The sequence below is a fragment of the Actinoplanes cyaneus genome (genome assembly GCF_016862095.1).
Classification (GTDB): Bacteria; Actinomycetota; Actinomycetes; order Mycobacteriales; family Micromonosporaceae; genus Actinoplanes; species Actinoplanes cyaneus.
This window is the reverse complement of the sequence record NZ_BOMH01000014.1, coordinates 17933-44623: the sequence shown is the minus strand read 5'-3', so window position 1 is coordinate 44623 and position 26691 is coordinate 17933. Positions and strand designations below refer to the sequence as shown.

Below are 26691 nucleotides of genomic sequence, written 5' to 3'. Positions count from 1 at the left end.
TTCCGCAGGTGGCGCGCTCACCCTCCCGGCTGGTTCTCATGGGCGTTATTCGTGCCTCATAACGCCCATGAGAACCAGCCGGAACCCCGGGTCGCGGCCGCCGCCGCAACCCCGGGCGGACGTCGCGGGGTTGCGGCGGACGGTCAGAAGTCGTCGTCGAAGGAGACCGAGCCGGTGACGCCGACCTGGTAGGCGGAGACGCGACGCTCGAAGAAGTTCGACAGCTCCTGCACGTCCTGCAGCTCCATGAACGCGAACGGGTTCTTGCTGCCGTACATCGGGGCGATGCCGAGCACCTGCAGCCGCCGGTCTGCGACGTGCTGCAGGTATTCGCGCATGTCACCGAGGGACATCCCGGAGACGCCCTGGGCGAGCAGGTCCTCGGCGAACTGGACCTCGCACTCGACGGCCTCGGCGAGCATGTCGCGGACCTGCTGCTCCATCTCGGCGTCGAACAGGTCCGGCTCCTCCTGACGCACGGTGTCGACCACGTCGAACGCGAACGCCATGTGCATCGACTCGTCGCGGAACACCCAGTTCGTCCCGGACGCCAGGCCCTGGAGGACACCGCGGGAGCGCAGGAAGTACACGTACGCGAAAGCGCCGTAGAAGAACAGTCCCTCGATGCACGCCGCGAAGCAGATGACGTTGAGCAGGAAGGCCCGGCGGTCGGCTTTCGTCTCCAGCTTGCGCAGGTCGAACACCGAGTCGATCCACTTGAAGCAGAACTCGGCCTTGCGCGCGATCGACGGGATGTTCTCGATCGCCGCGAACGCCTCGAACCGCTCGGTCTCGTCCGGCACGTACGTGTCCAGCAGGTTCAGATAGAACTGGACGTGCACGGCCTCCTCGAACAGCTGCCGCGACAGGTAGAGCCGGCCCTCGGGGCTGTTCACGTGCTGGTAGAGGTTGAGCACCAGGTTGTTCGCCACGATCGTGTCACCGGTGGCGAAGAACGCGACCAGCCGGGACACCAGGTGCTGCTCGGCAGGCGTCAGCTTGGCCAGGTCGGCGAGGTCGGAGTGCAGATCGACCTCCTCGACCGTCCAGGTGTTCTTGATGGCGTCCTTGTAGCGGTCGAAGAAGTGCGGGTACTTCATCGGCCGCAGGGTCAGGTCCATTCCAGGGTCGAGCAGCATTACTGGCATGCCTCACAGATGTCGGGGTTCTCAAGGGCCGCGGCGAGCGCACCACCGGTGTCGCCGAGCAGGTTCAGGCTGAGGGTGGCGACCTGGCCGGGGCCGGACGGGTCGGCGACCACTGTGGTGCTCCGGGCCGGCACGACGGTCGCCGCCGGGGCGATCGCGGTGGTGGCCTGCTGGATGCGCGTCGCGGGGCGCGAGCGCAGGTAGTACGAGGTCTTCAGCCCGGACTTCCAGGCGTAGAGGTACATCGACGACAGCTTGCCGATCGTCGGCGCGGCCAGGAACAGGTTCAGCGACTGCGACTGGTCGATGAACGGCGCACGGGCCGCGGCCAGGTCGATCAGGGCGCGCTGGGGAAGCTCCCACGCCGTACGGAAAAGCTCCTTGATGTCCGAAGGAAGCTCGGCGATGCCCTGCACCGAGCCCTCGGCGCGCTTGATCGCCTCCCGGACCGGGGCGGTCCACAGGCCGCGGGACTTCAGCTCCCGGACGAGGTACGTGTTGATCTGCAGGAACTCGCCGGACATCGTCTCGCGCTTGAACAGGTTCGACACCTGCGGCTCGATGCACTCGTAGCAGCCGGCGATCGACGCGATGGTCGCGGTCGGCGCGATCGCGATCAGCAGCGAGTTACGCAGGCCATGCTCGGCGATCGTGGCGCGCAGCGCGTCCCAGCGGCCCGTCTGGGACACCGAGGCGCCCCACAGGTCCGGGTGCAGCTGCCCCTTGGCGGCACGCGTCTCGGCGTACGCCGGATGAGGCCCGAACTGCTCGGCGAGACCGGCGGACGCCTCGAGCGCGGTCAGGAAGATCTCCTCCTGCACCCGGGTCGACAGCTCCTTCGCCTCCGCCGAGTCGAACGGCAGGCCCAGCGTGAAGAACGCGTCCTGAAGGCCCATCAGCCCCAGCCCGACCGGGCGCCACCGCGGGTTGGACGCGGCCGCCTGCTGCGACGGGTAGTAGTTGATGTCGATGACCCGGTCCAGGAAGACGACAGCGGTCCGGACGGTGGAACGCAGCCGCTCCCAGTCCACCCCGCCGGCCGTCGTGTGCGCGCCCAGGTTGATCGATCCCAGGTTGCAGACCGCGGTCTCGTCGTCGCTGTTGACCTCGAGGATCTCGGTGCACAGGTTCGACAGGTGGATCGTGTTGCCGGGCGCGCCGGTCTGGTTCGACAGCGCGTTCGAGCGGTCCTTGAACGTCATCCAGCCGTTGCCGGTCTGCGCCAGGGTGCGCATCATCCGGCCGTACAGGTCGCGGGCCTTGACGGTCTTGACCGCCTTCTTCTCCGCGTTGCGGTACGCCTCGGTCCACGCGTCACCGAAGAGGTCGGGCAGCTCGGGCGCGTCGGACGGGTCGACCAGCGACCAGTCCTCGTCGGCCTCGACGCGGCGCATGAACTCGTCCGGGATCCAGTTGGCCAGGTTCAGGTTGTGGGTGCGGCGCGACTCCTCGCCGGTGTTGTCGCGCAGCTCGAGGAACTCCTCGATGTCCGGGTGCCACGGCTCCAGGTAGACGCAGGCCGCGCCCTTGCGCCGGCCGCCCTGGTTGACCGCTGCCACGCCGGCGTCCAGGGTCTTCAGGAACGGGACGATGCCGTTCGACTTGCCGTTCGTGCCCCGGATCAGCGCGCCGCGGCCCCGCACCCGGGACCAGGCGATGCCGATGCCGCCGGAGAACTTCGACAGCTTGGCGACCTGGTGGTAACGCTCGTAGATCGAGTCCAGCTCGTCCTTCGGCGAGTCGACGAGGAAGCAGCTCGACATCTGGGTGTGCTTCGTGCCGGAGTTGAACAGGGTCGGTGAGCTGGGCAGATAGGCCAGGCTCGCCATGAGGCGGTAGAAGCCGATCGCCTCCTGCACGGTCTGCGACAGACCACAGGCGACGCGGAGCAGCCAGTACTGCGGGGTCTCGATCGGGACCCGCCGGGTCGGGTGGCGCAGCAGGTACCGGTCGGCGACGGTGCGCAGCCCGAAGTACTCGAAACGCAGGTCGGCGTCGCGGTCGATCGCCGCGTCCAGCGCGTCCCGGTTCTCCGTGACGAACGCGAGCGTGCTGTCGCCGATCAGGCCCTCGGTGTGGCCCAGCGTGATGGACTCGCTGAACGAGCTGACGCCCTGCTCGGCGACCTCCTGCTCGACCAGGTCGATCAGCAGGCGGGCGGCCAGCCGCGAGTACTGCGGCTCCTCGCCGATCAGCTCGGCGGCCGTCTGGATCGAGAGCTTGTCCAGTTCCTCGGTGGTGGCGCCGTCGTACAGCCCGCTGATGGTCTTGGTCGCCACCCGCAGCGGGTCGACCTCGTCCAGGCCGGCGATCCGCCGCTCGACAGCGGCGACGATCTTGTTGACGTCGACGGGCTCCAGCTCGCCGTTGCGCTTGCGCACCTGCATGACGTGGCGGCGCTGCTCCGGCACAGCGGCCGTCTCCAGGCTCTTCTCCGGCGTGAGCGTCATGGCCCTCTTCCCTCGCGAGTCAACACGGCCGCTGACCACGCGCAGGAAGACACCATCGACCCAGCCGGGCACGCACACGCGCACGGCTGATCCCTCGGCGTCGGCCGTCCCACGCGGCCTTCGACCGCCGCACACGGTTGCGTGCGGCGCGCTGGCAGGTCTTCGGACTCGCGGGCGTGACCTTGTGCAAGGTCTCCTACTGACCGTCGCTTCCCAGGCCTCGCGGCCCAGTGCCGTGTGACGGCGGTCGTTCCCACTCACCGCTGCGGGGCAGTTCCGGCATCACACCGGATTCCCTCTTACCTCGGCACGCCCCTTCCGGAGCGCACCGAACCAGCTGCGATCGACACTATATATGGGCCTCACCCATGACTCGCAGCGCCACATGGTGTGTCGCACAGGGTGATCATGTAATTTCGCGTCAGTCCCCCGAAAAGCCCCAGAAGTAGATCTCGGACGGATTACCGGCGGTGTCGTGCAACACCGCGCACCGGCCGATCCACCGTTCCTCGGCGAGACCATCGATCGCCTCGATGTGCTCCCGGGTCAGCTTGGCACCCCCGGTGGCGGCCAGGATCTCGTCCTCCCGGAGCGGCACGACCGAACCGAAGGACGCCGACAAAACGCGGCTCACGCCCGTCGGCGCCGGAACAGACTCCGCAGGCCGTCGCGCAGCACCGCGAGGAGCACCAGGATCGGGAGCACCCCGATGAACCCGATGACAGCCGCGATCAGGGTCACCCATCCCCGGCTGGGCAGCTCGGGGCGCGAGTAGCCGACATTCCCCCGGCTTCCCGGGTTCTCCCCGATCACGATCGTGTCGCCGGGTTTCTCGTCCGTGAAGAACCCGGGCTTGTCGATCGTCACGCGCCGCCGGCTGCCCCACGGGATCGACACGGTGCACGCCTCGTAGAAGCCGAAACCCTTGAGGCCGACCGGTCCACGCCGTTCACAACCGAGCACCTCGGCCTTGCCCGTCCGGCGGGCGTCGGCGAAATCCGGGCCGGTGAAGCGGGCGACGGTCATCGCGGTGGCGAGGAGAACGTACGCGATGGCCAGGATGATCAGAACGCCCAGCACGTTGCCGGACCATCGGCCGCGCCGCGACGCAACCGGTGGTCCGTTCCCGCCATCCGGCGCACGCTCGGTCATCTCCACAGTCAAGCCGACGCCGGTCGGACGCGTCCCAGCAGGTGCACGGAACGGCGGGGCGCTGCCCGCCGTTCCGGTCGGAGCCGGAGCTCAGCAGCGGCCGAGGTCCTGCCATTGCTCGGTCCAGCCGGGCTCGGAGCCCTGTGTCCAGTACCGGGCCTTCCACAGGTGCTTCCCTTGGCCCGAGGCGGGGCCGGCCGGGTCGCCGTACCTGCTCTTCTCGTGCTTGACCAGCGCTCCACCGAGGTACACGGTGCCGAACGCCCACTCCGGCGCGTCCGAGCATCCGGTCGCCGGCGGCTGGGAGGTGGGCGGCGAGGACGGCGGCGGGGAGGTGGGCGGTGACGACGGCGGCGTGGACGGGTTCGAGCACGTGCCACCCGACGCGACGGTGTCCAGGAACGCGGTGCCGCCGGTACGGTATCCGGCCGCCTGCGAGGTCGCCTGCGCCGGTGACAGCACCTGGTTCTTGGCGAACAGCACCCAGTCGACCTGCTGGACGTACGTGCTCTTCCCACCCGAGTGCGCGGCCAGGTCGATGAACCACAGGTTCCAGTTGATCGTCATCGTCTGGCGCGGGAAGTACTTGCCGCCGTGGTCCCCGACCTGCACCCCGTCGATCCAGTAGACGACGTGCCCGTTGGCCACCTGCGCGACCAGGTCGTGCCATCCGTCCAGGCTGGAGCGTTGCGAGGAGTGCAGGTTGTCCGCGTACCAGGGCTCGTTGCGATACGTGTACCAGGTCGTCTGGTAGTTGATCGGCCCGGTTTCGCCCCATCCACCGTTTGGCAGGTATTCGGAGATGTCCAGCTCGCTGTAGGTCGGGTCGAGGTCCCCGTTGAGCGGACTGATCGTGAAGAACGTCTCGTTGATGTGGTCGCCGTCCGGCCCGGACGCCGGCGCGTCGGTGAACTTGATCCGGCTGGCGTAGGTGCCCTCCAGGTATCGCTTCTGGGTCGAGTAGAGCTCGGCGTGCCCGGTCCCGGCCGCGGTGCCGTCGGTGTAGGCGGTGAGCTGCGCGACCTTGTCCCCGTTCGCGGCCGGGAACGTGATGTTGGCGGGCGACCAGGTCGCCCCGGCCACGCCGGGACCGCCCTGGTAGCTGCGAGGGGTCCAGCCGTTCGAGGTCAATGCCGCGTCCGAGGACGCGCTGTAGTGGAAGTCGTCGAAGAGATAGCCGCAGTCGGCGGCGGAAGCGGGCGAGCCGGAGCCGAGGGCGACGATGCCCGAGGCGGCCAGAACGGCCACGGCGAGTCCCGCGAATCGATGTTTGTCGATCAACATGGGTGCACTCCTCCCACAGGGGGATTGGGGGAAAGGGAGTTACTGGGTCGCTGGATCAGGCCGTGCGCCGGATCCGGCCGGCGTACCGCGCCTCCAGCTCGGCGTTGTGCTCCTTGCCGCCGGGCACGTTGTCGGAGTGGTAGACCGGCGGCGTGACGCCGTCCGCCAACAGCTTCGCGACCACCTCGGTGATGATCTGCTGGGCGAGCAGCGCAGCGGTGATCGAGGAGACCGCGCCGACCGCGCCGCCACCCGGCAGCGCCAGGGCCGCGTCGCCGTAGGGGGCGCCGTTGTCGAGCACCACGTCCGCGATCTCGCCGAGCTTGCGCCCGCTCGGGTGCCGGGACTCGACCCCGGCCGAGTGCTCCGCCGACGTGATCGCGATCAGCGCGTGCCCGCGCTCCTTGACCAGCAGCGCCATCTCGACGACAGCGCCGTTGATCCCGGAGTTCGAGGCGATCACGAACGCGTCGTCGGGCTTGACCGGGGCCAGCCCGTAGAGCCGGTGGGCGATGGCGGGGTCGCGCTCGACCATCGGGTCGGCAAGCACCTCGAGCGGGTCGCCACCGTAGAGGACGACGTCGCGCAGCGCGATCCGGTTCGTCGGAACCAGGCCCCCGGCACGACCGGCGATCTCCATGGCGAGCGCCTCGGAGTGGCCGCAGCCGAAGGCCTGGATCACGCCCCCGTTCCGCACGGTCGCGGCCAGCAGCTCCGCGGCCTTGCGTTTCCCGGCCGCCTGCCCCGTGCCGACGCGGTCGATGACCGCGCGGATGTGCTGCAGGAAGTCCTCGCTCGTCACGCTCACGGTTGTCCTCTCGCGGCCCGAGTCTGCGGTCATCGTTTTCATCGATATCTCTTGTTGATGAAAATTACGACCGTGACGGCATCAAGTCAACAAGACATCTTCATCGATCGATCCGCTGAGTCCGGTCGACGGTATGAGCGAATTGGGATATCCATATGGCTCGATATCGGTGGGACCCTCATCCCAACGCCCCACCGGGCGTATCCCCCTGGGACGAGGAGAACCGAAGATGCGCAGATGGCGAACCCTTCTGGCGACCGCGGCCGCCGCGATCACCGCGGCCACCATGGGCGTGCTGGCCGCACCCGGCGCGGCGCACGCCGATGCGAACGTGGTCGGTGGCACCCGGGCCACGCAGGGCGAGTTCCCGTTCATGGTGCGGTTGTCGATGGGCTGCGGTGGCGCGCTCTACAGCCCGACCCTGGTGCTCACCGCCGCGCACTGCGTCAACGGCACCGGCACGAACACCTCCATCACGGCCACCATGGGCGTCGTCGACCTGAACTCGACCAGCAAGATCACCCGGAAGTCGAACTACGTCTACCGGGCGCCCGGCTACAACGGCAACGGCAAGGACTGGGCGCTGATCCGGCTCGCCAGCCCGGTGACCGGCCTGGCCACGCTGCCGATCGCGAAGACCACCGCGTACGACTCGGGCACGTTCACCATCGCCGGCTGGGGCGCGGCCACCGAGGGCGGCTCGCAGCAGCGCTACCTGCTCAAGGCCACCGTCCCGTTCGTCAGCGACACCACGTGCAACTCCAGCTCGATGTACAACGGCGAGATCATCGCCAGCAACGAGATCTGCGCCGGTTACACCTCCGGCGGCACCGACACCTGCCAGGGTGACTCCGGTGGCCCGATGTTCCGCCGCGACTCCGCCAACGCCTGGGTCCAGGTCGGCATCGTGAGCTGGGGCGACGGGTGCGCCCGCCCGAACAAGCCGGGCGTCTACACCCAGGTCAGCTACTTCGCGTCCACCATCGCCTCCGCCGCCGCCTCCCTGGGCGGCTGACCCGGACGATCCGGGCCGGGCACGGGGCCCGGCCCGGATCCGCGCGTGAGTCCCGGACGGGGAACCGGCCGGGAATTCCGCAACGATTCCCGGCCGGCCCGCACTCATCGTAAGGAGCATCGCGGCCGCAGGTGGATGCCGTCCGCCCTGTTTCTGCTCGTTCCGACTCCCGCGCCGGCGGATGCGGCGCGGGAGTCGCGTCGTGTCGGACGACGCCCGCCCCGCGTCGCCGACCTGGACATCTCCCCCGTCCCACCCTCATGATCAGGTGTGTGCCCTTCGTGCTTCCGCCTCACCGTCACCAGGAAGGACGAGCCCTGAGATGACCGGATTCGCCGCACGTCTGCGCAAGGCCACCATGTCCGAGCACCGCGACGCCGAGACCCGCAGCTTCATCGCGCGGCTGATGGGCGGCACGGTCCCGGCCGCCGGGTTCGCGGCGCTCACCGCGCAATACCTGATCATCTACCGCGAGCTGGAAGCCGCCGCGCTCGCCATGCGTGACAACCCGGTCGCCGGGGAGTTCGCCGACCCGGCCCTGTCCCGGGTCGCGGCCCTGGAGTCCGATCTGGCCCATCTCCACGGCCCCGGCTGGGAGGCGCACGCCGTGCCGGTCGAGGCCACCCGGCGGTACGCCGAGCGGCTGCGCGAGCACTGCCACACCTCGCCGGCCCATTTCGTGGCCCATCACTACGTGCGCTACCTCGGCGATCTCTCCGGCGGGCAGCTCGTCGGGCGCAGGGTCGCGGCGACGTACCACCTGGGGACGCGGGGCACGGCGTTCTACCACTTCGAGCAGATCGCCGACCCGAAGGCGTACAAGACCGTCTACCGCGCCCGGCTGGACGCGCTCGACCTGCCGGCCGCCGAGCTGGACACGCTGGTCGCCGAGACGCAGCTGGCGTTCACCCTGAACGCGGCAGTGTTCCAGGAGCTGGGCACGGCGTACCCGGAGGAACTCGCCCCGGCCGCCTGACCTCGTCGTAAGCGGCTCGAATGTGGAAATACTGGCTGTTTTCCCTCGTTGAGGCGGTCACGGGTAGCAATGTGATGAACGGCCGATCGTCCGGAAGGCGACTGTCGTCCGGTGCGGAAGGTTTTCCATTCATCTGCAACCATGTGCGTACCTCTTGCTGATCAACGGCCGAAGGGATCGCTGACCAATGCGGCCACTCCTGCCCGGCGAACCGCTCACGGTCGGCCGGTACGAGATCGAGGCCACCCTCGGCGCCGGTGGCATGGGAACTGTCTACCTCGGACGGTCGCCCGGCGGGCGCCCCGCCGCGGTCAAGGTGATCAGCCCGGATTACCTGGAGCACCCGGAGGCGGTGGCCCGGTTCCGGCGCGAGGTGGCGACGGTCGGGACGGTGCGCAGCGCGTACACGGCCGCGCTGATCGACTACGAGCTGAACTCGCCGCCGTTCTGGATGGCGACCGAGTACATTCCCGGGCCGACCCTCTCCTCGGCGGTCAAGGCGGACGGGCCGATGCCGCCGAGCAGGTGCGCCGAGGTGATGGCCGCGGTCGCCGAGGGCCTGGGCGACATCCACCGGCACGGGATCTGCCACCGGGACCTCAAACCGCAGAACGTCATCCTCTCCGCGACCGGGCCACAGCTGATCGATTTCGGTCTCGCCCGCTCGGCGGGGGCGAGCGGGTTCACGCTCACCGGGGTGTCGATGGGCACGCCCGGTTACATCGCACCGGAGATGGTGGACGGGGACGATCTCACGCCGGCGACGGACGTGTTCGCGCTCGGCGCGACGATGGCGTATGCGGCCACCGGGCGACGGCCGTACGGGCACGGGTCCTTTCAGGCGATCTACCTGCGGCTGATGCGGGAACAGATCGACGTCGACGGCGTCGACCCGGCGCTCGCCTCGGTGATCCGGGCGTGCGTGGTGAACGACCCGGCGTCGCGGCCGTCGCCGGACGAGATCATCGGCATGTGCCGCCACCTGCGCAGCACCGACGGCACCACGCCGACCCGTCTGCTCAGTCACCTTCCGCTCCGTGCTCCGGACGGGCCGGCCGACCTGCCGATCCGCGCTCATGGCAGCCCGGCCCGATCCCCCGGCGAGCCTTCCCGTTTCGCCGGCACGGCGAGGCCCGGAGCGTTCACCGGCTCGGCCCGCCCCAAAGCCGGCTCAGCCCGCCCCGAAACCGGCTCGGCCCGGCCCAAGACCGGCTCCGCCCGGCCCGCAGCCCGCTCAGCTCGTCCTGAAACCGGCTCGGCCCGCCCTGAAACCGGCTCGGCCTGGCGCGAGGCCGGGGCGGCGCGGGCCGGAGCCGGAGCCGGAGCCGGAGCCGGAGCGTCCGGGCCGGACCGGAGGTTCGCCGGCGCCGCCCGGCCGGTGACCATGCCGCAGGGCCGCGGACCGGCTCGCCCTGGCCTGCTCGGCAACTGGCCCGCCAGACCCCGCCAGCCTTTGATCATTCTCGGCCTCGCCGCGGCCGGTCTGCTGGTCCTCGTCTGCGGTGGCGCGTCCGTCCTCCAGCTCTTCTCCTGAAGAGCCACCGCGCGCATCACGCTTCGGGAACGCCGGCGGGATACGCGCGGGTCTCGCTGGCCTTGACCGCCGCCCACAGCTCCCGCCCCGGGGCCAGGTCGAGGTGGGCGGCCGCGGCCGGGGTGATGTCAGCTGCCACCACGATCGGGCCGTCCAGGCGGACCCGCAGGTTGTCGCCGTGCCGCTGGATGTCGGTGAGCACGGCCGGCCAGGTGTTGCGCGGGCTGCCGTCCGGCTGCGCCGGGTGCAGCGCGACCGCCGCCGGGGGGAAGGCGACGAACGCGTCGCCGTGCACGCTGTCGGTCGCGGTCAGGACGAAACCGCTGTCCAGCCGTACGGCATGACCGTCGCCCCGCCCGCGGTAGAGGTTGAGGCCGACGAGCTGGGCCACGTAGTCCGTCCGGGGCCGGGCGGTGATCGTCGCGGCGTCGCCCTCCTGGACCACGCGACCGCCCTCGATGACGATCAGCCGGTCGGCGAGCACCAGCGCGTCCAGCGGATCGTGCGTGACCAGCAGCGTCGCGCCCGGATGCGCGGCGAGGTGGCGGTGCAGCTCGGCGCGCGTCTCCAGCCGGGTGCGGGCGTCGAGCGCGGCGAGCGGCTCGTCCAGCAGCAACAGCACCGGGTCGACGGCGAGCGCCCGGGCCAGCGCGACCCGCTGCGCCTGCCCGCCGGAGAGGTGCCGCGGTTTGCGACGGGCAAGATCGGTCAGCCCGACCCGTTCCAGCCAGCGGTCCGCGGTCTCGTGCGCGGTCCGCCGGTCGACTCCCTGCCGGCGCGGCCCGAACGCCACGTTGTCCCGGGCACTGAGGTGGGGGAAGAGCAGATAGTCCTGGAAGACGACGCCGACCCGGCGGTGCTCGGGCGGGGTCGCCGAGAGGTCCCGTCCGTCGACTCGCAGGAATCCGCCGGAGAGCGGGGTGAGCCCGGCCAGGGCGCGCAGGGCGGTGGTCTTGCCCGCCCCGTTCGGCCCGAGCAGCGCGACCGTCTCGCCGCGCGCGATGGAAAGCGCGACGTCCAGGTGGAACTCGCCGCGCCGCACCACCAGGCGGGCTTCCAGCAGGCTCACGGCGCGGTCAGCCATCGGTCCCGGAGAGCGGCCAGGATCGTCACCGACACGGCCAGCAGGATCAGGCTCAGCACCACCGCTCCGTCCAGGTCGCCGCTCTCCATCGTCTGGTAGACGGCGAGCGGCATGGTCTGGGTGATCCCCGGATAGTTCCCGGCGAAGGTGATCGTCGCACCGAACTCGCCCAGCGCCCGCGCCCAGCAGAGCACCCCGCCGGCCGCGATCCCGGGTGCCACCAGCGGCAGCGTCACGTGCGTGAACGTCGTCCAGCGGCTCGCGCCGAGCGTCGCGGCGGCCTCCTCGTACCGGGAGTCGGCGCCCCGCAACGCCCCTTCGACCGAGATGACCAGGAACGGCAGGGCCACGAACGCCTCCGCGACGACCACCCCGGCCGTGGTGAACGGCAGGCTCACCCGGAACGTCGAGTACAGCCAGCCGCCGAGCAGCCCCCGGCGGCCCAGGGCGAGCAGCAGCGCGATGCCGCCCACGACCGGTGGGAGCACCAGCGGGACGGTGATCAGCGCCCGCACCAGACGGCGGCCGGGGAACTCGGCGCGGGCCAGCATCCAGGCCAGCGGAACGCCCAGAATGAGGCACACCGCGGTGGCCAGGCTCGCCGTGAGCAGGGACAACTTGAGGGCCTCGACCACCCCCGGCTCGGTGAGCCGCTGCGGCAGGCCGGCCCACGGGGTGCGCCACAGCAGGCCCGCGAGCGGCAGGACCAGGAAGATCAGCCCACCGATCGCGGGCACCAGCAGCGCCGGCGGGACCCGCCCTCGCGTCACGGCGCCTGGAACCCCGCTGCGGTCAGCACTGCGATCCCGTCGGCGGAGAGCACGTAGTCGGCGAACGCCCGGGCGCCGGCCGCGTTCGCGGCGTTCTTCAGCACCGCGATCGGGTACTCGTTGATCGCCTTCGCGGACTCCGGGAACTCGACAGCGTCGACCTCGGCCGCCGACGCCTTCGCGTCGGTGCGGTAGACCAGTGCCGCGTCCACCTCGCCGAGCTTGAGCTTGGAGAGCGCCGCCTTCACGTCCTGCTCCAGGGTGACCGGGGTGAGGGTGACGCCGGACGTCGCGAGCGCCGTCTTGGCCGCCGCGCCGCAGGGCACCGCCTCGGCGCAGAGCGCCACCTTCAGACCGGGGGCGGTCAGGCCGGACAACCCCGTGATCGCTTTCGGGTTGCCCTTCGCCACCGCGATGACCAGCTGGTTCTTCGCGAACGTGACGGGCGCGACGGCCTCGGTGACCGCCTGCATGTTCTTCGGCGCGGCCGAGGCGAACACGTCGACCGGCGCGCCCTGGTTGATCTGGGTGGCCAGCGCGGAGCTGCCGGCGAAGTTGAACTTCACCGTGGTGCCCCGGTGCGCCGCCTCGAACTGCTTGCCCAGCGTGGTGAACGACTCGGTGAGCGACGCCGCCGCGAAGACGTTGACGGTGCCGGTCACGCCGGCCGAACCGCTGCTCGCCGCCGGAGTGTCAGTGGTCCCGCCACAGCCGGCCAGGCTCAGCGCGAGCACGACCGCCACGATTCTCAGCTTCAACTGACCCTCCCCGGGTGGAACGCGCATGCCGAGATCAGTCTCGCAGTTGCGGTTTGCTCCGCGCCCCGGCCCACCGTGGGCGGGAAAAGGATCGGCGCGGCGGGCAACCTTTCCGTGCCCGCGGGACACCACCAGGCATGACCCCCGATCCCCAGTCCCCCTCCTCGCACCGGCGCCCCGCCTCCCGCAACCGTCGCAAGGCCCTGGCCGGCGGCCTCGCCACGGTCGCGGTGCTGGCCGGCGCCGGCCTGCTCGGCGGCCAGCCGTGGGCCAGCGCCGCATCCAGCATCACGTTCGACACCGGCACCGGCGTGAGCTTCGTGGTGAACACCACGAACGGCAACCTCACCTCGTTGAAGCACAACGGCACCGAGCTGACCGCTTCCGGTCAGGCCGCCGGGCAGTTCGAGTCCGGCTGGTCATCCGCGACGGTCACCGGCCAGACCTTCAACAACGGCAGCTCGATCCTGGTCAGCGCGACGAACTCGTCGATCGGGGTGACGCAGTACTACTTCGCGCGCAAGAACGACAACACGATCTACCTGGCCACGAACATCACCAAGGCGCTGAACCCGGGTGAGGCCCGGTTCATCAGCCGGCTGAAGAGCTCGCTGCTGACCACGTCACCGGTGGCCGCACGGACCGCCGGGACGACGTCGACGGTCGAGGGCTCGGACGTGTTCGCGTTCGCGAACGGACAGACCGCGTCGAAGTTCTTCAGCTCCCAGCGACTGATCACGCAGCAGCCGTTCGGGGCGAGCGGCAACGGTCACGGGGCGTACCTGATCCCGGGTAACAACGACATGACCTCGGGCGGCCCGTTCTTCCGGGACATCGAGGTCAACGACACCGGGACCGCGGTCAACATCACGCACTACATGTTCAGTGGTCACCAGCAGACCGAGGCCCTGCGGCTGGGGCTGCACGGGCCGTACGCGCTGGCCCTCACCGACGGCGCGGCGCCGGCCCCGCACAGCACGGACTTCCTCAGCTCGTACATTCCTGGTCTGCTCTCGAACGCCCAGCGTGGTGGCGTGAGCGGCACCGCGAGCGGCAGCTGGAACGGCCTGCCCGCGACAGTGGGCCTGGCCGGCGCGAACGGTCAGTACTGGGGTCAGGTGAAGGCCGGCCAGTTCGTGATCGGGCATGTCAAGCCGGGCACGTACACCGCGACGCTCTACGCCGGTGAGCTCGCCGTCGGCGCCACCAAGTCGATCGCGGTGACCGCCGGCGCCACCACGCCGCTCACCCTGACCGGCAGCGTCCCGTCGGCCGGCACTCTCTTCCAGGTCGGCAAGTTCGACGGCACCCCGGCCGGTTTCCTCAACGCCGACAAGATCGAGACGGAGCACCCGTCGGACTCCCGGATGTCGTCGTGGAAGGCGAGCGGCTACAGCGTGACCGACGCCGCGAAGTTCCCGATGGCCGAGTTCAAGTCGGTCAACTCGCCGATGGCACTGAACTTCAGCCTGTCCTCGGTGCCGTCGGGCGGCGTCAAGCTGCGCATCGGCACGACGTCGAGCTTCGCCGGCGGCCGTCCCGCGGTGACCGTCGGCAGCTACTCCTCGCCGTCCTCGGCCTCCCCGGCGCCGGCGAACCTGGACTCGCGCAACATCACCCGGGGCACGTGGCGGGGGATCAACACGACCTACACGTTCACGATCCCGGCGAGCGCCCTGAAGACCGGCACGAACACGCTGTCGATCTCCACGATCAGCGGCAGCAGCGGCACGACGTTCCTCAGCCCGAACTTCATCTTCGACGCGCTGGCCCTCGACCCCGCCTGACGCCCATTTCCCGGTACGGGCCGTGGCCGCGCGCCACGGCCCGCCGGCACCGCGTGCGGCACCGCCCGCGAGCCCGCCGCCGGTCCCGGCCCGCAGTGCGCCGCCCGCTTCCGGCTGGCCCTGAAGGGTGTATCCGCCCTTTGAAGCACCCCTGAAAGCCAGCCGGCTCGCGGGACGCGCGGGGGTGCCGGTGGGGACAGCGGCCTTGCGGGGGCTCGCTGGGCGCGCCGGCTATGGCCGTACGCGGGAAGGGGTTTTCGCAGCGGCGTGCCGGGCGATCTCGCCGAGGACCTCGGCGGCGCGGACGGCGTCGGGCAGGGTCGCGCCGTGCGGGACGCCGGAGGTGATCGAGCGGAAGAACAGCGCGGCCTCGATCACCTTCAGGTCGTCGTAGCTCATCGCGTTGCCGGGACCGGGCTGGAACGCCACGAAGTCGCCGTCGCCCGGCCCGGCGAAGATCGTGCGACCGTTGAGAAGCAGCTCGCCCATCCGGCGGAAATCCCAGCTCAGGACACCGTTCGTACCGTGAATGGCGAAGCCGTAGTTGTTCTGTTCGCCGGTGGCGACGCGACTGGCCTCGATGGTGACCCGGGCGTCGCCGACCCGCAGCAGAGCGGCGAACCAGTCCTCGTTCTCGACCGGTCCCAGCGGCCCGGTGCCGCGCTCGTGCCCGGTCGTCGCGCCGCCCGGCGCCGGACGCCGCGGGATGAAGATCGCGGTGTCCGCCGCGACCACCTCGTCGATCTCGCCGAGCAGGTGCCGGGCCAGGTCGATGGCGTGCGCGCCGAGGTCGCCGAGCACCCCGTTGCCGCCACGGGCACGCTGGAAACGCCAGGTCAGCGCACCGTCCGGGGAGGACGCGTAGTCGCTGAGGAACGCGAACCGGGCGTGCGTGGCCCGGCCGATCCCGCCGTCGCGCAGGATCGTCCTGGCCCGCTGCACGGCCGGCGCGTGCCGGTAGTTGAAGCCGACGCAGATCTGTCCGCTTCCGATCAGCGCCCGGGCGTCGTCGGCGTTGAGCCCGACCGGCTTCTCGATCCAGATGTGCCGCCCGGTGGCCGCGAACGCCGCGCCGATCTCCCGGTGCAGGAAGTTCGGCGCGGTGATGCTGACCGCGCCGATCCGGTGGTCGTCGAGCAGCTCACGCCAGTCGGTGGTGGAGGCCGCGAATCCGTAGCGGGTGGCAGCGCCGGCGGCCCGGCCGGGTACGTCGTCGGCGACCGTCACCAGTACGGGTGCCGGCAGATCGGGGTAATGGTGGCGAACCCGGGCATAGGCCTGGGTGTGCACCCGACCCATCCAGCCGAAACCGATCACTGCGACACCGATCGCATCCATCACCGTGCATGGTAATCGGCACTCTGGGTAAGCCGTGAGCTACATCATGGCATTTCTGGAGGTGTTCCTATGGCTCAAGGCCTCGGATCTCCAGCCCCGGCTTCCAATTCGGGAACCATCCGGAGCTTGATCCCCGCCCGCATCGACCGCTTGAGCTGGTCGCCGTTCCACACTCGAATGATCCTGGCGCTCGGCACCGCGTGGGTGCTCGACGGCCTGGAGATCACCATCGCCAGCGCGATCGGCCCGGTGCTGCAAGAGGAGGAGACCCTGCATCTGAGCAGCACCGCGGTGGGCGCGATCGCCACTGTCTACCTGCTCGGCGAGGTCTTCGGCGCCCTGTTCTTCGGGCGCCTCTCCGACAAGCTCGGCCGCAAGAACCTGTTCATCGTGACCCTGGGCGTGTACCTCGCAGGCAACGCGCTCACCGCGTTGACCTGGGGTAATGACGCTCTGGCGCTTACCTTCCTGTATCTCACGAGATTCATCGCCGGAGCGGGCATCGGTGGCGAATACGCCGCGATCAACTCCGCGATCGACGAGATGATGCCGGCGAAGTACCGCGGGCGCGTCGACATCGGCGTCAACGGCACGTACTGGGGCGGCGCGGTCCTGGGCACGCTCGGAACCTTCGTCCTGCTCGACCACATGGACCTGAATCTCGGCTGGCGGCTCGGCTTCCTGATCGGACCGATCATCGGTCTCTGCATCTGGAACCTGCGCCGGCACCTGCCGGAGAGCCCGCGCTGGCTGATCATGCACGGCCGGGAAGCCGAGGCCGAGACGAACATCCGGCAGATCGAGGAGGCCGTCGAGGCGTCCGGTCAGACGCTGGCCCCGCTCGACGAATCCAAGGCGATCGAGATCCGGCCGACCGAGTCGCACGGCTACCTGTCGCTTGTCCGGGTGCTCTTCAAACAGCTGCCACAGCGGTCCATCCTCGGCGCCACGCTGATGATCACGCAGTCGTTCCTGTACAACGCGATCTTCTTCACCTACACGCTGGTGCTGACCAACTTCTACGGGGTCGACGAGACGAAGGCGCCGCTCTACCTGATCGCCTTCGCGGTCGGGAACCTGGCCGGGCCGCTCATCCTCGGGCACCTCTTCGACGTGGTCGGGCGACGCAAGATGATCTCGGGAACGTACCTGCTCTCCGCAGTGCTCCTGGCGATCAGCGCGGTGATGTTCAACGCCGGGATCCTGAACGCGATGACCCAGACCATCGCCTGGTGCATCATCTTCTTCTTCGCGTCGGCGGGCGCCAGCTCGGCGTACCTGACGGTGAGCGAGATCTTCCCGCTGGAGATCCGGGCGCAGGCCATCGCGGTCTTCTTCGCCATCGCGCAGTGCTTCGGCGCGATCGGCCCGGTCTTCTACGGCTGGCTGATCGGCGAGGGCGAGGACCCGGGCAAACTCTTCATCGGTTACCTGATCGGTGCCGCGGTCATGGCGATCGGCGGGGTGGTCGAGATCTTCCTGGGCGTCGACGCCGAGGGCAAGTCCCTGGAAGACGTCGCCACGCCGCTGTCCGCGGTCACCTCCAGGCCCCGCGCCACCGGCTGACACCTTTTCACGATCAAAGGCCGATTTCCCGTACGGGCGAATCGGCCTTTGATCGTTGAACACCCCCCGGCGGTGCGGGCGAGCGGTCCCGCGTTGACAGATAGTCTGCGCGTAGATAGTCTTTGCACATCCGAACTGCTGAGGGAGAGCACCATGTGGGAGTACGAGCACAGCGTGGAAACAACCGCGACCCCGGAGGCCCTGTGGCATCACTGGTCGACCGTTGCGCAGTGGCCGGAGTGGAACGAGGGCGTCGAGAAGATCGAGATCGACGGTCCGTTCCAGGCCGGCTCGGTGTTCACCATGACTCCGCCCGGCGATGAACCCCTGCGGATGCGGCTCACCGAGGTCGTGCCAGGGAAGCTGTTCACCGACGAGATGGACGCCGGCGATTTCGTCGTCCGCACGGTGCACTCGCTGGAGCCGGTGACGCCCGGCACGACCCGGGTGACCTACCGGACCGAGATCAGCGGTCCGGCCGCCGAGCAGGTGGGTCCGCAGATCGGCCCCGCGATCACCGCCGACTTCCCGGATGTCGTCGCCGCCCTGGTGCGGCGGGCGGAAGGCTGAGGACATGGCGCTCGACCCGGGTGACAGCCCCGGCTTCCTGATGTGGCACGTCACGCTGCGCTGGCAGCGGGCGATCGCCGCGGCGCTGACCCCGCTGGATCTGACCCATGTCCAGTTCGTGTTGCTGGCCACCACGTGGTGGTTGAACACCCGCGGCGAGCCGCCCAACCAGCTGACCGTGGCGCGGCAGGCCGGCACCGACGTGAAGATGACGTCGCAGGTGCTCCGCAAGCTGGAGGCGAAGTCACTGATCGAGCGCGAGGTCGACGCGGCCGACACTCGCGCCAAGCGGCTGAGGGTGACCGAGCACGGCGCTCAGGTGGCTCAGCGGGCGATCACCGCCGTGGAGGCCACCGATGCCGCATTCTTCGGGACACTCCCCGACCCCGGCGCGCTGCTCGCGATGCTCCGCCCCCTCGCCGGTTAGCCGCGCGGGTTGGTGGCGACGAACTCGGCGATGTACTCGTTGAGCTGCTTGCGCGGCTGCCAGCCCAGCCCGGCCGCCTTGGTCAGGTCCGCCTTGCCGCGCACGCGCTCGCCGGGCAGCGCCGGGATCAGCGTGAACTCCGTGCCGAAGAGCCCGGCCACCTCGGCGAGCGGCCACTCCCGCCCGGTGCCCAGCAGGTAACCGTCGCCGTCGCCGCTGCGGGCCACCAGGATCAGGCCGCGGACGATGTCGTCGATGTGGGTGAAGTCGCGGGTCTGGGTGCCGGGCGCGACGACGGTGAGCGGCTCACCGGCCAGGTACTGCCGCTCGAAGATGCCGATCACGGTGGCGTACTTCCCGCTGGCGATCTGGCCGGGCCCGTACACGTTGTAGAAGTACGCGATCGCGTAGTCCAGCCCGAACCAGTTCGAGTAGTTCTTGATGTACTCGATGTTCTTGGCCTTGGTCCAGGCGTACGGGTTGAGGTTCTCGTCGTCGCCGTCGTTGCCGAACTTCGAGCTGGAGCCGGCGTAGATCAGTTTCGCTCCGGCCGAGGCGGTGAACTTCACCACCTCCTTGGTGCCCAGCAGGTTGAAGTCCCAGGTCAGGTCATGGTCCTCGAAGGACTGCACGATCCGCGAATACTCCCCCAGGTGGAACACCAGCGACGGGGCGGGCAACCCGCGCCCGGCCCAGATCTTGGCGATCTCGGTGGTCGAGCCCTCGATGTAGGTCACCCGGGGGTCGTGGACGTGATTCTCCCCCGACCCGGTGAAGTAGTTGTCGAGAGAGACGACAGTGGCGTCCGGGAACTCGGTCAGCAGGGACTTGATCAGCGCGGTACCGACGAATCCGGCACCGCCGGTGACCAGCAGAGTTTGACTCAACGTAGTTCCCAACCTTCAGCCGCGGCGAGTGCGCCGACAAGGCTACCAAGTCGGGCGGCCGTACCCGAACTCGTCGGGTACGGCCGCGATACTTCACCTCATGGAGGTCACCAGGTAGAAGGCGCAGGAGGCGGAACGACCGCGGGACGGTCGTCGCAGGTGATCACGTTCGGCGTGAACGGGGCGAGCCAGCCCCCGTCGTTACCTCCGAGATCACTGAGGGTGAACTCAGACCCGCTGGGTGTGAAGTGGAACGAGCCGCAGTTGTTCACGCCGACCGCCCCGACGTTGCGCGCGTCCACGTTCTCGAAGGTGGCACCGCCGGCCGCCCGGGCGCTGATCACGCTGGTCCCGGCCCCGTCGACGCGTACGTCCCGGAAGTGCACCCCGTTGATCGAGTAGAGATCCTTCACCGGCCAGTCGGAGACCAGCATGATCGCGTTGTACGTGTTGTCCAGGTAGTGGTCCCCGGTGACCCGGATGTCCGCGTCGATGCTGGAGTCGAGGGCGTAGAACCAGATCGCCCCGAGACCGATGTTCCAGTTCAGCTCGTACGTCCCGGCCCGCACCGTGGTGTTGTCGGCGATCGTGAGCCGCCCGCCGAACGCCTCGGCGCCGAAACGCGAGCCGACGTGCAGGGCGCTGCCCTCGCGGATCGGGTCGGCGACCAGGTTCCGCGACACGGTGTTGTCGGTGCCGCCGTAGATCGCGATGCCGTTCGCCAGGGTCGGCGTCTGGATCGTGTTCCGGTCGAAGGTGTTGTCGCTGTCCGCGATCTTCTCCGACCACATGGCCAGCCCGTCGTCACCGGTGTTGCGGATGAAGTTGTTCCGCGCCACCGACCCGGTGACCCCGGTGTGGAAGTTCAGCCCGTCGGCGATCTGGTCGACGATGATGTTGCCGCTGACCTCCACGTTGGACATCGGACCGTCGAACCAGAGGCCGACCTTGGTGTGCCGCAGGTGCAGCCCGGTGATCGTCGAGTCGCTCATCGCGCCGCCGATGCCGTTGACCTGGTCGGTGTCGATGCGCTCCCGGACGTCACCCTCGATCGCGAAGTCAGCGAGGTGCACGTTGCGGCTGCCGCCGGCCTTCCCGTAGAAACCGACCCCGGTGTGCACGGACCCGTCCGGCGCCGGCGTGGTCAGCGCCACCTCGTGACCCTTGACCGTCGTGTACCAGTTGCCGGCCCCGGCGATCGTCACGTCGTCGACGACGATGTGCCGGTTGACCTGGAAGACGCCCGGCGGCAGATAGACCCGGCGATGGACCTTCTTGGCGTACGCGATGGCCCGCTCGATCGCCGGCGCCGCGTCCCGCCGCCCGGTCGGGTCGGCGCCGAACAACAGCACGTTGACGCCACCGAGGTCGATCCGGGGCGCTCCGACCAGCTCGGAGTCGAGCAGGTCGATCGTGGTCGTCACCTGGCGCGCGGTGAGCCGGATCCGGTCGCCCGCGCGGTAGGTGCGGCCCAGCAGCAGCCGCTGCTCGTCGTAGAAGTGCATGGGCCGGAACGGCGTGCTCACCTCGGGGGCCGGCGTGGTGGCCGCCGGCACGCAGGAGCACTCGGTGATCCACCAGTCCGGGTGCAGCAGCCCGGCCCGCGGGTCGTTGCTGAACGGGTACTGGTTGTAGAGCCACGAATACTGCGAGGTCAGGTTCATCGTGCGGGTGCCGCCGGGAGTGCCGACGGTCAGCGGCGCGGTGATCCCGCCACCGTTCGGGGCGTCCGGAATGCTGTAGCGCACGGTGATCGCGTTGGCGGCCTTGGGCAGGGTGAACTCGACGTACTCCCCCGGGTCCAGCGAGACGGCGGACCGTCCGGAGGCCTCGGCGGCGAGCGTGTATGCGGTCCGGCTCGGGCTGAGCACGGCGCCGGTGGTGACGGCGTGCTCAGCCTCCTGCTCGGTGAACGCGACTCCCGCGCCGCGCCCGGCGACCAGGGCCGGGTCGAGAGCGGCACGGGTGGCCGTGGGGGTGATGGCGACTGAGGACGGGTGTGCTGCGGCAGCGTCGGCCGGGCCGATCGCCACGCCGAGGGTGACCAGCGGCGTGGCCAGCAGAGCGGCCCAGCGGGGCGGAGCGAACATGTCGCCGACCATAGAAGTCGTGTGATCTGTTCCACAAGGGTCAGTCCGGTTTTGCCGCGATTCTGCCGTGCTTTTGCAAGACCGGGCCCGATGTTTTCAGTTCTTACAGCGTGAAACGCTCCACGATGCGCCGCAGGTCGGCGGACATCCCGGCGAGATGCGTGGCGGCCCGGTCGGCCTCGGCCACGCCGACCGTGGTCAGCTGCACCGAACTGGCGACCCCGGTGATGGTGTCCGCGACCCGGCTGCCGGCCTCGGCCGCCTCGCTGACGTTGCGGCTCATCTCGTTGGTGGTCACGGTCTGCTCCTCCACCGCCGAGGCGATGGTGGTCTGGAACTCGTTGATCCGCCCGATGATCTCGCTGATCTCCTCGATCGCGGCGACAGCGCCCGCGGTGTCCGTCTGGATCGCGGCGACCCGCTGGCCGATGTCCTCGGTGGCCCGGGCGGTCTCCTGGGACAGCTCCTTGACCTCGCTCGCCACCACGGCGAAGCCCTTGCCCATCTCACCGGCCCGGGCCGCCTCGATGGTGGCGTTCAGCGCGAGCAGGTTCGTCTGCTCGGCGATCGCGGTGATGGTCTTGACCACCTCGCTGATCTCGGTGGAGGACTCGCCCAGCTTGGCCATCACCGCGCTGGTCGTCGCGGTGACCTCGACAGCCCGGTTCGCCACCTCGACGGCCTGGGTCGCGCTCTGGCTGATCTCCCGGATCGACGCGCCCATCTCCTCGGAGCCGGCCGCCACCGTCTGGATGTTCAACGACATGGTCGCCGCCGAGTCGGCCACCGTCGCGGCCTGGCGGGCGCCGTCCTCGGCGCTGGTCGCCGACTGCCGGCTGGTGTCGGCCAGCGCGCCGGCCTCGACCGCCAGCGACTCCGAGTGCGAGGTCAGGTCGGTCACGGTCTGCCGCAGCGAGGCGGTCGCGGCCCGTAGCGAGTCCGCCATGTGCCCGAGCTCGTCGCGCTGATGCACATCCGGGTCGCCGGAGAGATCGCCCTCGGCCACCCGGTCCAGAACGCCGCTCACCTTGCGCAACGGCACGATGATCAGCCGGGCGACGAACAGGGCGCCGGCCACGCCCAGCAGCAGCGCGAGGCCGAGCGCGGCGATCACCGACACCCGGGTGCGGCTGGCGGTGGCGTCGAAGCCCTTGCCGGCCAGCATGTCCTGGTTGGCGTCCTCGATCTCGGCGGTGAGCAGCGCCTCGTACGTCTTGCGCAGGTCCCGGTTGCTGCCCAGGGCCAGAGCGGCCGCCTTCGCCGGCTCGGTCTCGTAGAGGGCGAACTCGGACTTCAGCGCTTCGAACCAGGCGTCGCTGGCAGTCTGGACGTCGGCGACCGCACGCTGGTCGTCACTCTCGCCGAGCCTGCGGGCGGAGTCCAGGGCGGCGTTGACCTCGGCCTGACGACCGAGCGCCTCGGTGCTGAACTTGGCGTCGCCCTTCAACAGGAAACCGCGCTCGTCGTTGGCGGCGCTCTTGAGATCCAGCGCGGCGCCGTTCAGGCTGGTCACGTACGGCACCAGCCGGCTGATCTCGGTGTTCCGCGTGCTCTCCAGGTCGTTGATCCCGGTCACGCTCAGCACCCCGGTCACGGCGGTCCCGGCGATCGCCACGCCGGCGACCGCGAGCACTTTGGTGGAGACCCGGCGGTCCCGGCACCACTGCCCCAGTCCACGGTTTCCGGCCATGTTCATCCCTCTTCCTCGTCGGTACCGGATGCTTCGGCACCGAGGGGATCAGGCTGACCTCTGCAACCCAGAATCAACCCGCGGCCGTGGAGCGTTTGAGCAGCGCGCGGCGTTCCGCATCCGAGCCGGCCAGGTCGGCGGCCTGCCGGAACAGCACGGCGGCGGCTGCCGGGTCGCCCGCACGCTCGGTCAGGTCGGCCGCGGCGGCCACGGCGGGGGCGTACCCGGCGACCGCGTCACCGACCGCGGCGAGCAGCTTCAGCCCGGCCCGGGGACCGTGCGCGTAACCGTGCGCGACCGCCCGGTTCACCTCCACGACCGGGGAAGGATGCACCCGGGCGAGCTGGTCGTACCAGGCGGCCACGGTCGGCCAGTCGGTCGCGGCGAAGTCCGGCGCGGTCGCGTGACAGGCGGCGATGTGCGCCTGGATCGCGTACGGCCCGGTCACCGGGCTCCCGCCGAGCAGTTCGACCGCCTCGGCGATCGCGGCGTGATCCCACAGCGACCGATCCTGCTCCGCCAGGGTGAGCAGATCACCCGTCTCGTTCTGCCGGGCCGCCCGCCGCGAGTGCTGCAGCAGGCAGAGCGCCAGCAGCGCGGTCGCCTCCGGCTCGGCCGGCAGCAGGCGGACGAGCCGGATCGCCTCCTCGGCAAGCTCCGGCTCGCCGTCGTAACCGCGCGTGAACAGCAGGTAGAGGACGGCGAGGACGGACGGGAGCCGCTCGGCGAGCGCCGGCCCGGACGGCACCCGGTACGGGATCCTCGCCTGCGTGATCTTGGCCTTCGCCCGGCTCAGCCGACGGGCCATCGCCGACTCGCTGACCAGGAAGAGGCGCGCGATCTCAGCCGTCTCGACCCCGGCGACGGTACGGAGGGTGAGCGCCACCCGGGACTCCGTCGCGAGCGCCGGATGGCAGCACGTGAAGATCAGCCGCAGCCGGTCGTCGCCCTGCGGAGCCGGCTCCGGATCCTGCAGAAGCGCCAGGTCACGTAGCTTCTTCTCGGCCATCGTGGCCCGCCGGAGCTGGTCGATGGCGCGATTCCGGGCGGCCGTCATCAGCCAGCCGCCCGGATTCGCCGGCATCCCGTCGCGCGGCCACCGGGCCAGCGCCGACTCGACCGCGTCCATCGCGCAGTCCTCGGCGAGCTGCCAGTCATCGGTGAGCCGGATCAGCGTGGCGACGACCCGCCCGTACGCCTCCCGGAAGACGGGTTCATTCACCGTGGTACGGCCGCAGCTCCAGTCGCCCGTTCCAGGCCATCGGATGCTTGCGGGCCACCTCGATCGCCTCGTCGAGGTCCGCGCACTCCAGGATGTCGAAGCCCACGATCAGCTCTTTGGTCTCGGCGAACGGGCCGTCGGTGAGCAGCAGCTCGCCGCCGCGCACCCGCACCGTGGTCGCCGCCTCCGGGCTGACCAGCTGATTGCCTGCCACCCGCCGGCCGTTCGCGTCGTTCTCGGCCACCCACTCGAAGATGTCGGGAGCCGCCAGCTCGGTCTCCGGCTCGGTGTCGGTGCAGACGAACATCATGTATTTCATGGGGTCCCTTTCGTTGGTCTCATGCACATGACGAACGGCCTCGCCGGTTCAGGACACCGGAGCGTTGAAAGGCGTGATTACTTTTACGGCGGCCGGCTGCGAGCGTATCGGCCCAGGTGGCGCCGTGTGTGCCCGTGAATCCGCTCGATCGGATCGCCGCAGGTCAATGCCGTGATCTTGGTGCAGCACCGCGTTGATCCGGCGCGCACGGAGCAGCGCCAGGTTGTCCCGGTCCAGGCCGTGCGCCAGGAACACGTCGTAGTTGCGGTTCTCAGCCTCGAACGCCGCGACCACCTCGGCCGTCGCCCCGGGCCGCGTCGCATAGGCCGCGCGAACCGTGTGCGTGCCCGCCAGAAGGGCCCGCACCTGATCAGGACCGGTCACGAGACGCAGCCGACGACTGGGCCGCACCACCGAACGGAACCCGGCGACCCGCCGCTCGGTGTCCACGCCGCCGACCACCAGCACGTCACCGGCCCGGTCGTGCAGCCACTGCTCGAGCAGGTAACCCGCGGTCGCCCCGGCGTCGAAGCAGTCCACCTCGGCGACCGGCAGGTCCACCGTCGCCGACAGCTCCCGGTCCAGCGCCGCGATCGCCTGACGCACCCGGCGGGCCGTGCCCTCCCGGACACCACCGCGCTGGTGGAGCACTCGATCGACGGTGGCCGGGCTCAGGCCCGCGCGCGTGGCGATCTCCTGGATCCGGTGGGGGTGCCTCACGCGTACAGGATGATGGGTTTCTGAGGTGGCATGGAAGGTCCTTGATGTTTTCCATCCCATCAAGTGACCGGCCGATCCGTCGCTAAGCTCCCGGGGTGCGCGTGATCTCCCGACCGGCCGTCGGTGGCATCGAAGTGTTCGAAGCAGACCTGAAGTCCTCCAAGATCTTCCCGGTCCCGCTCGGCCCCTGGGCCCACGCGGCCCCCTCCACCAGGGACGCCCTGGTCTATGCGACTGAGGGCACGGTGATCCGGATCGATCCGGGCGGCAGCGAGCGGTGGCGCCTCGATCTCGACATGGAAGATCCCGACCCCGCCGCCATGATCGATGTCGCCTTCTCCGCCGACGACTCGCGGGTGTGGGTCTACGCGCCGAACCCAGCGGCCGAGCACGACGAGTGGATCGTGCTGGACGCTGCCACCGGTGCGATCCTCAGCCGGCGCCCGCTGGAGGCGGTGGGCCAGGGCGGGCACCAGTTCCCGCTCCGCGACGGCAGGATGATGCTCGACGTCGGAGAGGGCCAGGACGGCTCGCTGATCTTCCTCGCCGGGCCGGACGGCGAGCCGCGGAACTTCGGCTGGTCCGACCGTGTGCTCATCGACGTCTCGCCCGACGAGCGCCAATTCATGACGATCGACCACGAGGGCCAGGCGGACGTCGCCCTGCATGCCTTTCCCGGCGGCGAGGTGCTCGTCCGGCTCACGGTTTCGGACTTCGGCGAGGATCCGGAGATCGGCGTGATCGAGTGGACCGGCGGCTACCTGGACGCGGAGACCGTGATCGTGGTCGTCCACGGCGAGGACGAGGAAGCCGGCGGGCCGTGGTGGCGGCACTACCGGGTCAACACCGGCACCGGTGAGGTGCTGGATGATCTGGGCATCGTCACGATCGATGAATACGACCTGCAGCCGCTGGGCGACGGGACCTTCGTCGTCACTGATACCGACGGAACCCTCAGGCGCATGTGATCAAGCGCCGAAGAGGATAAAGTAGTTACGCCGATCCGAGAGGCGCTGCAACGGACAACGGAGTCCGCCACGCTCGGATCCGGTGTGTTGACGTAAGGGCGCCTCCTGAGAGGGAGGAGCCCTCTTTT

The 26691-nt window shown here is 69.8% G+C and carries 24 protein-coding genes and 2 riboswitches; of the genes, 8 read left to right on the top strand and 16 right to left on the bottom strand.

Annotated features, from left to right (window positions below):
- Window positions 1-143: 143 nt before the first annotated feature.
- From Acy02nite_RS08720 to Acy02nite_RS08695, 6 genes are all read right to left on the bottom strand, one after another.
- On the bottom strand, window positions 144-1139 hold the full coding sequence (locus Acy02nite_RS08720) for a ribonucleotide-diphosphate reductase subunit beta (RefSeq protein ID WP_203739332.1): 996 nt from the start codon (window positions 1137-1139) through the stop codon (window positions 144-146).
- The gene (locus Acy02nite_RS08715) at window positions 1139-3598 is read right to left on the bottom strand and encodes a ribonucleoside-diphosphate reductase subunit alpha (protein WP_203739331.1); all 2460 of its coding nucleotides are present in this window, start codon (window positions 3596-3598) and stop codon (window positions 1139-1141) included. The genes Acy02nite_RS08720 and Acy02nite_RS08715 overlap by 1 nt, the downstream gene beginning before the upstream one ends.
- Window positions 3599-3734: 136 nt before the next feature.
- A riboswitch (cobalamin riboswitch) is annotated at window positions 3735-3954 on the bottom strand.
- 65 nt (window positions 3955-4019) lie between these two features.
- The gene (locus Acy02nite_RS08710) at window positions 4020-4196 is read right to left on the bottom strand and encodes a hypothetical protein (protein WP_203739330.1); all 177 of its coding nucleotides are present in this window, start codon (window positions 4194-4196) and stop codon (window positions 4020-4022) included.
- Between the two features lie 32 nt (window positions 4197-4228).
- The gene (locus Acy02nite_RS08705; RefSeq protein WP_203739329.1) at window positions 4229-4750 is read right to left on the bottom strand and encodes a DUF6346 domain-containing protein; all 522 of its coding nucleotides are present in this window, start codon (window positions 4748-4750) and stop codon (window positions 4229-4231) included.
- A 90-nt stretch (window positions 4751-4840) separates the two neighbouring features.
- Window positions 4841-6034: a glycoside hydrolase family 16 protein gene (locus Acy02nite_RS08700; RefSeq protein WP_203739328.1), complete on the bottom strand. Its 1194-nt coding sequence runs from the start codon at window positions 6032-6034 to the stop codon at window positions 4841-4843.
- A gap of 55 nt (window positions 6035-6089) precedes the next feature.
- A complete protein-coding gene (locus tag Acy02nite_RS08695; protein WP_203739327.1) occupies window positions 6090-6875 on the bottom strand; it encodes a sugar isomerase domain-containing protein in 786 nt (261 codons plus the stop codon).
- Window positions 6876-7071: 196 nt separating this feature from the next.
- Between Acy02nite_RS08695 and Acy02nite_RS08690 the strand changes: the two genes are divergently transcribed.
- The 3 genes from Acy02nite_RS08690 (at window position 7072) to Acy02nite_RS08680 (ending at window position 10367) form a co-directional block, all read left to right on the top strand.
- Window positions 7072-7857: a S1 family peptidase gene (locus tag Acy02nite_RS08690; RefSeq protein WP_203739326.1), complete on the top strand. Its 786-nt coding sequence runs from the start codon at window positions 7072-7074 to the stop codon at window positions 7855-7857.
- 322 nt (window positions 7858-8179) lie between these two features.
- A complete protein-coding gene (locus Acy02nite_RS08685) occupies window positions 8180-8833 on the top strand; it encodes a biliverdin-producing heme oxygenase (RefSeq protein ID WP_203739325.1) in 654 nt (217 codons plus the stop codon).
- A gap of 187 nt (window positions 8834-9020) precedes the next feature.
- Entirely contained in the window at window positions 9021-10367 is a 1347-nt protein-coding gene (locus Acy02nite_RS08680) for a protein kinase domain-containing protein (RefSeq protein WP_203739324.1), read from the top strand.
- 16 nt (window positions 10368-10383) lie between these two features.
- On the opposite strand, the gene Acy02nite_RS08675 is transcribed toward Acy02nite_RS08680, so the two are convergent.
- The 3 genes from Acy02nite_RS08675 to modA are packed head-to-tail and all read right to left on the bottom strand — an operon-like array spanning window position 10384 to window position 13006.
- Window positions 10384-11451: an ABC transporter ATP-binding protein gene (locus tag Acy02nite_RS08675; RefSeq protein WP_203739323.1), complete on the bottom strand. Its 1068-nt coding sequence runs from the start codon at window positions 11449-11451 to the stop codon at window positions 10384-10386.
- A complete protein-coding gene (locus Acy02nite_RS08670) occupies window positions 11433-12221 on the bottom strand; it encodes an ABC transporter permease (protein ID WP_203739322.1) in 789 nt (262 codons plus the stop codon). Before Acy02nite_RS08670 ends, Acy02nite_RS08675 begins: the two co-directional genes overlap by 19 nt.
- Window positions 12218-13006: a molybdate ABC transporter substrate-binding protein gene (modA, locus tag Acy02nite_RS08665; RefSeq protein ID WP_203739321.1), complete on the bottom strand. Its 789-nt coding sequence runs from the start codon at window positions 13004-13006 to the stop codon at window positions 12218-12220. The genes Acy02nite_RS08670 and modA overlap by 4 nt, the downstream gene beginning before the upstream one ends.
- 110 nt (window positions 13007-13116) lie before the next feature.
- On the opposite strand from modA, the gene Acy02nite_RS08660 reads away from it, so the two are divergent.
- Window positions 13117-14766: a rhamnogalacturonan lyase B N-terminal domain-containing protein gene (locus Acy02nite_RS08660; protein ID WP_203739320.1), complete on the top strand. Its 1650-nt coding sequence runs from the start codon at window positions 13117-13119 to the stop codon at window positions 14764-14766.
- Window positions 14767-14997: 231 nt separating this feature from the next.
- Here the strand turns inward: Acy02nite_RS08660 and Acy02nite_RS08655 are convergent, their stop codons facing one another.
- The gene (locus Acy02nite_RS08655) at window positions 14998-16104 is read right to left on the bottom strand and encodes a Gfo/Idh/MocA family protein (protein WP_203739319.1); all 1107 of its coding nucleotides are present in this window, start codon (window positions 16102-16104) and stop codon (window positions 14998-15000) included.
- A 126-nt stretch (window positions 16105-16230) separates the two neighbouring features.
- Between Acy02nite_RS08655 and Acy02nite_RS08650 the strand changes: the two genes are divergently transcribed.
- The 3 genes from Acy02nite_RS08650 (at window position 16231) to Acy02nite_RS08640 (ending at window position 18667) form a co-directional block, all read left to right on the top strand.
- Complete coding sequence (locus Acy02nite_RS08650) at window positions 16231-17670, top strand: MFS transporter (RefSeq protein WP_239174479.1); 1440 nt, start codon at window positions 16231-16233, stop codon at window positions 17668-17670.
- 153 nt (window positions 17671-17823) lie between these two features.
- Window positions 17824-18240 (top strand): SRPBCC family protein, encoded by a 417-nt coding sequence (locus Acy02nite_RS08645; protein ID WP_203739317.1) that lies wholly within the window; start codon window positions 17824-17826, stop codon window positions 18238-18240.
- A 4-nt stretch (window positions 18241-18244) separates the two neighbouring features.
- Window positions 18245-18667 carry a MarR family winged helix-turn-helix transcriptional regulator gene (locus Acy02nite_RS08640; protein ID WP_203739316.1) on the top strand — a complete coding sequence of 141 codons (423 nt, stop codon included), beginning with the start codon at window positions 18245-18247 and terminating at the stop codon, window positions 18665-18667.
- Here the strand turns inward: Acy02nite_RS08640 and Acy02nite_RS08635 are convergent.
- From Acy02nite_RS08635 to Acy02nite_RS08610, 6 genes are all read right to left on the bottom strand, one after another.
- The gene (locus Acy02nite_RS08635; RefSeq protein WP_203739315.1) at window positions 18664-19554 is read right to left on the bottom strand and encodes an NAD-dependent epimerase/dehydratase family protein; all 891 of its coding nucleotides are present in this window, start codon (window positions 19552-19554) and stop codon (window positions 18664-18666) included. The two genes, Acy02nite_RS08640 and Acy02nite_RS08635, sit on opposite strands and share 4 nt — an antisense overlap.
- A 107-nt stretch (window positions 19555-19661) precedes the next feature.
- Complete coding sequence (locus Acy02nite_RS08630) at window positions 19662-21644, bottom strand: glycosyl hydrolase family 28-related protein (RefSeq protein WP_239174476.1); 1983 nt, start codon at window positions 21642-21644, stop codon at window positions 19662-19664.
- Between the two features lie 103 nt (window positions 21645-21747).
- Window positions 21748-23340: a methyl-accepting chemotaxis protein gene (locus Acy02nite_RS08625; RefSeq protein WP_203739313.1), complete on the bottom strand. Its 1593-nt coding sequence runs from the start codon at window positions 23338-23340 to the stop codon at window positions 21748-21750.
- A 67-nt stretch (window positions 23341-23407) separates the two neighbouring features.
- Window positions 23408-24556, bottom strand: coding sequence for an RNA polymerase sigma factor (locus tag Acy02nite_RS08620; protein WP_203739312.1), 1149 nt, complete (start codon window positions 24554-24556; stop codon window positions 23408-23410).
- Window positions 24549-24875 carry a YciI family protein gene (locus tag Acy02nite_RS08615; RefSeq protein ID WP_203739311.1) on the bottom strand — a complete coding sequence of 109 codons (327 nt, stop codon included), beginning with the start codon at window positions 24873-24875 and terminating at the stop codon, window positions 24549-24551. The genes Acy02nite_RS08620 and Acy02nite_RS08615 overlap by 8 nt, the downstream gene beginning before the upstream one ends.
- 48 nt (window positions 24876-24923) lie before the next feature.
- Window positions 24924-25595 (bottom strand): LacI family DNA-binding transcriptional regulator, encoded by a 672-nt coding sequence (locus tag Acy02nite_RS08610; RefSeq protein WP_203739310.1) that lies wholly within the window; start codon window positions 25593-25595, stop codon window positions 24924-24926.
- Window positions 25596-25690: 95 nt separating this feature from the next.
- Here Acy02nite_RS08610 and Acy02nite_RS08605 point away from each other — a divergent pair, with 95 nt between their 5' ends.
- The gene (locus Acy02nite_RS08605; protein WP_203739309.1) at window positions 25691-26563 is read left to right on the top strand and encodes a hypothetical protein; all 873 of its coding nucleotides are present in this window, start codon (window positions 25691-25693) and stop codon (window positions 26561-26563) included.
- Between the two features lie 31 nt (window positions 26564-26594).
- A riboswitch (S-adenosyl-L-homocysteine riboswitch) is annotated at window positions 26595-26674 on the top strand.
- Window positions 26675-26691: the final 17 nt, after the last annotated feature.

Coding starts and splice junctions, on each gene's coding strand:
- Acy02nite_RS08705 (WP_203739329.1), bottom strand. CDS start 4,750: ATGACCGAGCGTGCGCCGGATGGCGGGAACGGACCACCGGTTGCGTCG.
- Acy02nite_RS08625 (WP_203739313.1), bottom strand. CDS start 23,340: ATGAACATGGCCGGAAACCGTGGACTGGGGCAGTGGTGCCGGGACCGC.
- Acy02nite_RS08695 (WP_203739327.1), bottom strand. CDS start 6,875: ATGACCGCAGACTCGGGCCGCGAGAGGACAACCGTGAGCGTGACGAGC.
- Acy02nite_RS08690 (WP_203739326.1), top strand. CDS start 7,072: ATGCGCAGATGGCGAACCCTTCTGGCGACCGCGGCCGCCGCGATCACC.
- Acy02nite_RS08675 (WP_203739323.1), bottom strand. CDS start 11,451: ATGGCTGACCGCGCCGTGAGCCTGCTGGAAGCCCGCCTGGTGGTGCGG.
- Acy02nite_RS08630 (WP_239174476.1), bottom strand. CDS start 21,644: ATGTTCGCTCCGCCCCGCTGGGCCGCTCTGCTGGCCACGCCGCTGGTC.
- Acy02nite_RS08655 (WP_203739319.1), bottom strand. CDS start 16,104: ATGGATGCGATCGGTGTCGCAGTGATCGGTTTCGGCTGGATGGGTCGG.
- Acy02nite_RS08685 (WP_203739325.1), top strand. CDS start 8,180: ATGACCGGATTCGCCGCACGTCTGCGCAAGGCCACCATGTCCGAGCAC.
- Acy02nite_RS08700 (WP_203739328.1), bottom strand. CDS start 6,034: ATGTTGATCGACAAACATCGATTCGCGGGACTCGCCGTGGCCGTTCTG.
- Acy02nite_RS08715 (WP_203739331.1), bottom strand. CDS start 3,598: ATGACGCTCACGCCGGAGAAGAGCCTGGAGACGGCCGCTGTGCCGGAG.
- Acy02nite_RS08640 (WP_203739316.1), top strand. CDS start 18,245: ATGGCGCTCGACCCGGGTGACAGCCCCGGCTTCCTGATGTGGCACGTC.
- Acy02nite_RS08660 (WP_203739320.1), top strand. CDS start 13,117: ATGACCCCCGATCCCCAGTCCCCCTCCTCGCACCGGCGCCCCGCCTCC.
- Acy02nite_RS08680 (WP_203739324.1), top strand. CDS start 9,021: ATGCGGCCACTCCTGCCCGGCGAACCGCTCACGGTCGGCCGGTACGAG.
- Acy02nite_RS08645 (WP_203739317.1), top strand. CDS start 17,824: ATGTGGGAGTACGAGCACAGCGTGGAAACAACCGCGACCCCGGAGGCC.
- Acy02nite_RS08720 (WP_203739332.1), bottom strand. CDS start 1,139: ATGCTGCTCGACCCTGGAATGGACCTGACCCTGCGGCCGATGAAGTAC.
- modA (WP_203739321.1), bottom strand. CDS start 13,006: ATGCGCGTTCCACCCGGGGAGGGTCAGTTGAAGCTGAGAATCGTGGCG.
- Acy02nite_RS08615 (WP_203739311.1), bottom strand. CDS start 24,875: ATGAAATACATGATGTTCGTCTGCACCGACACCGAGCCGGAGACCGAG.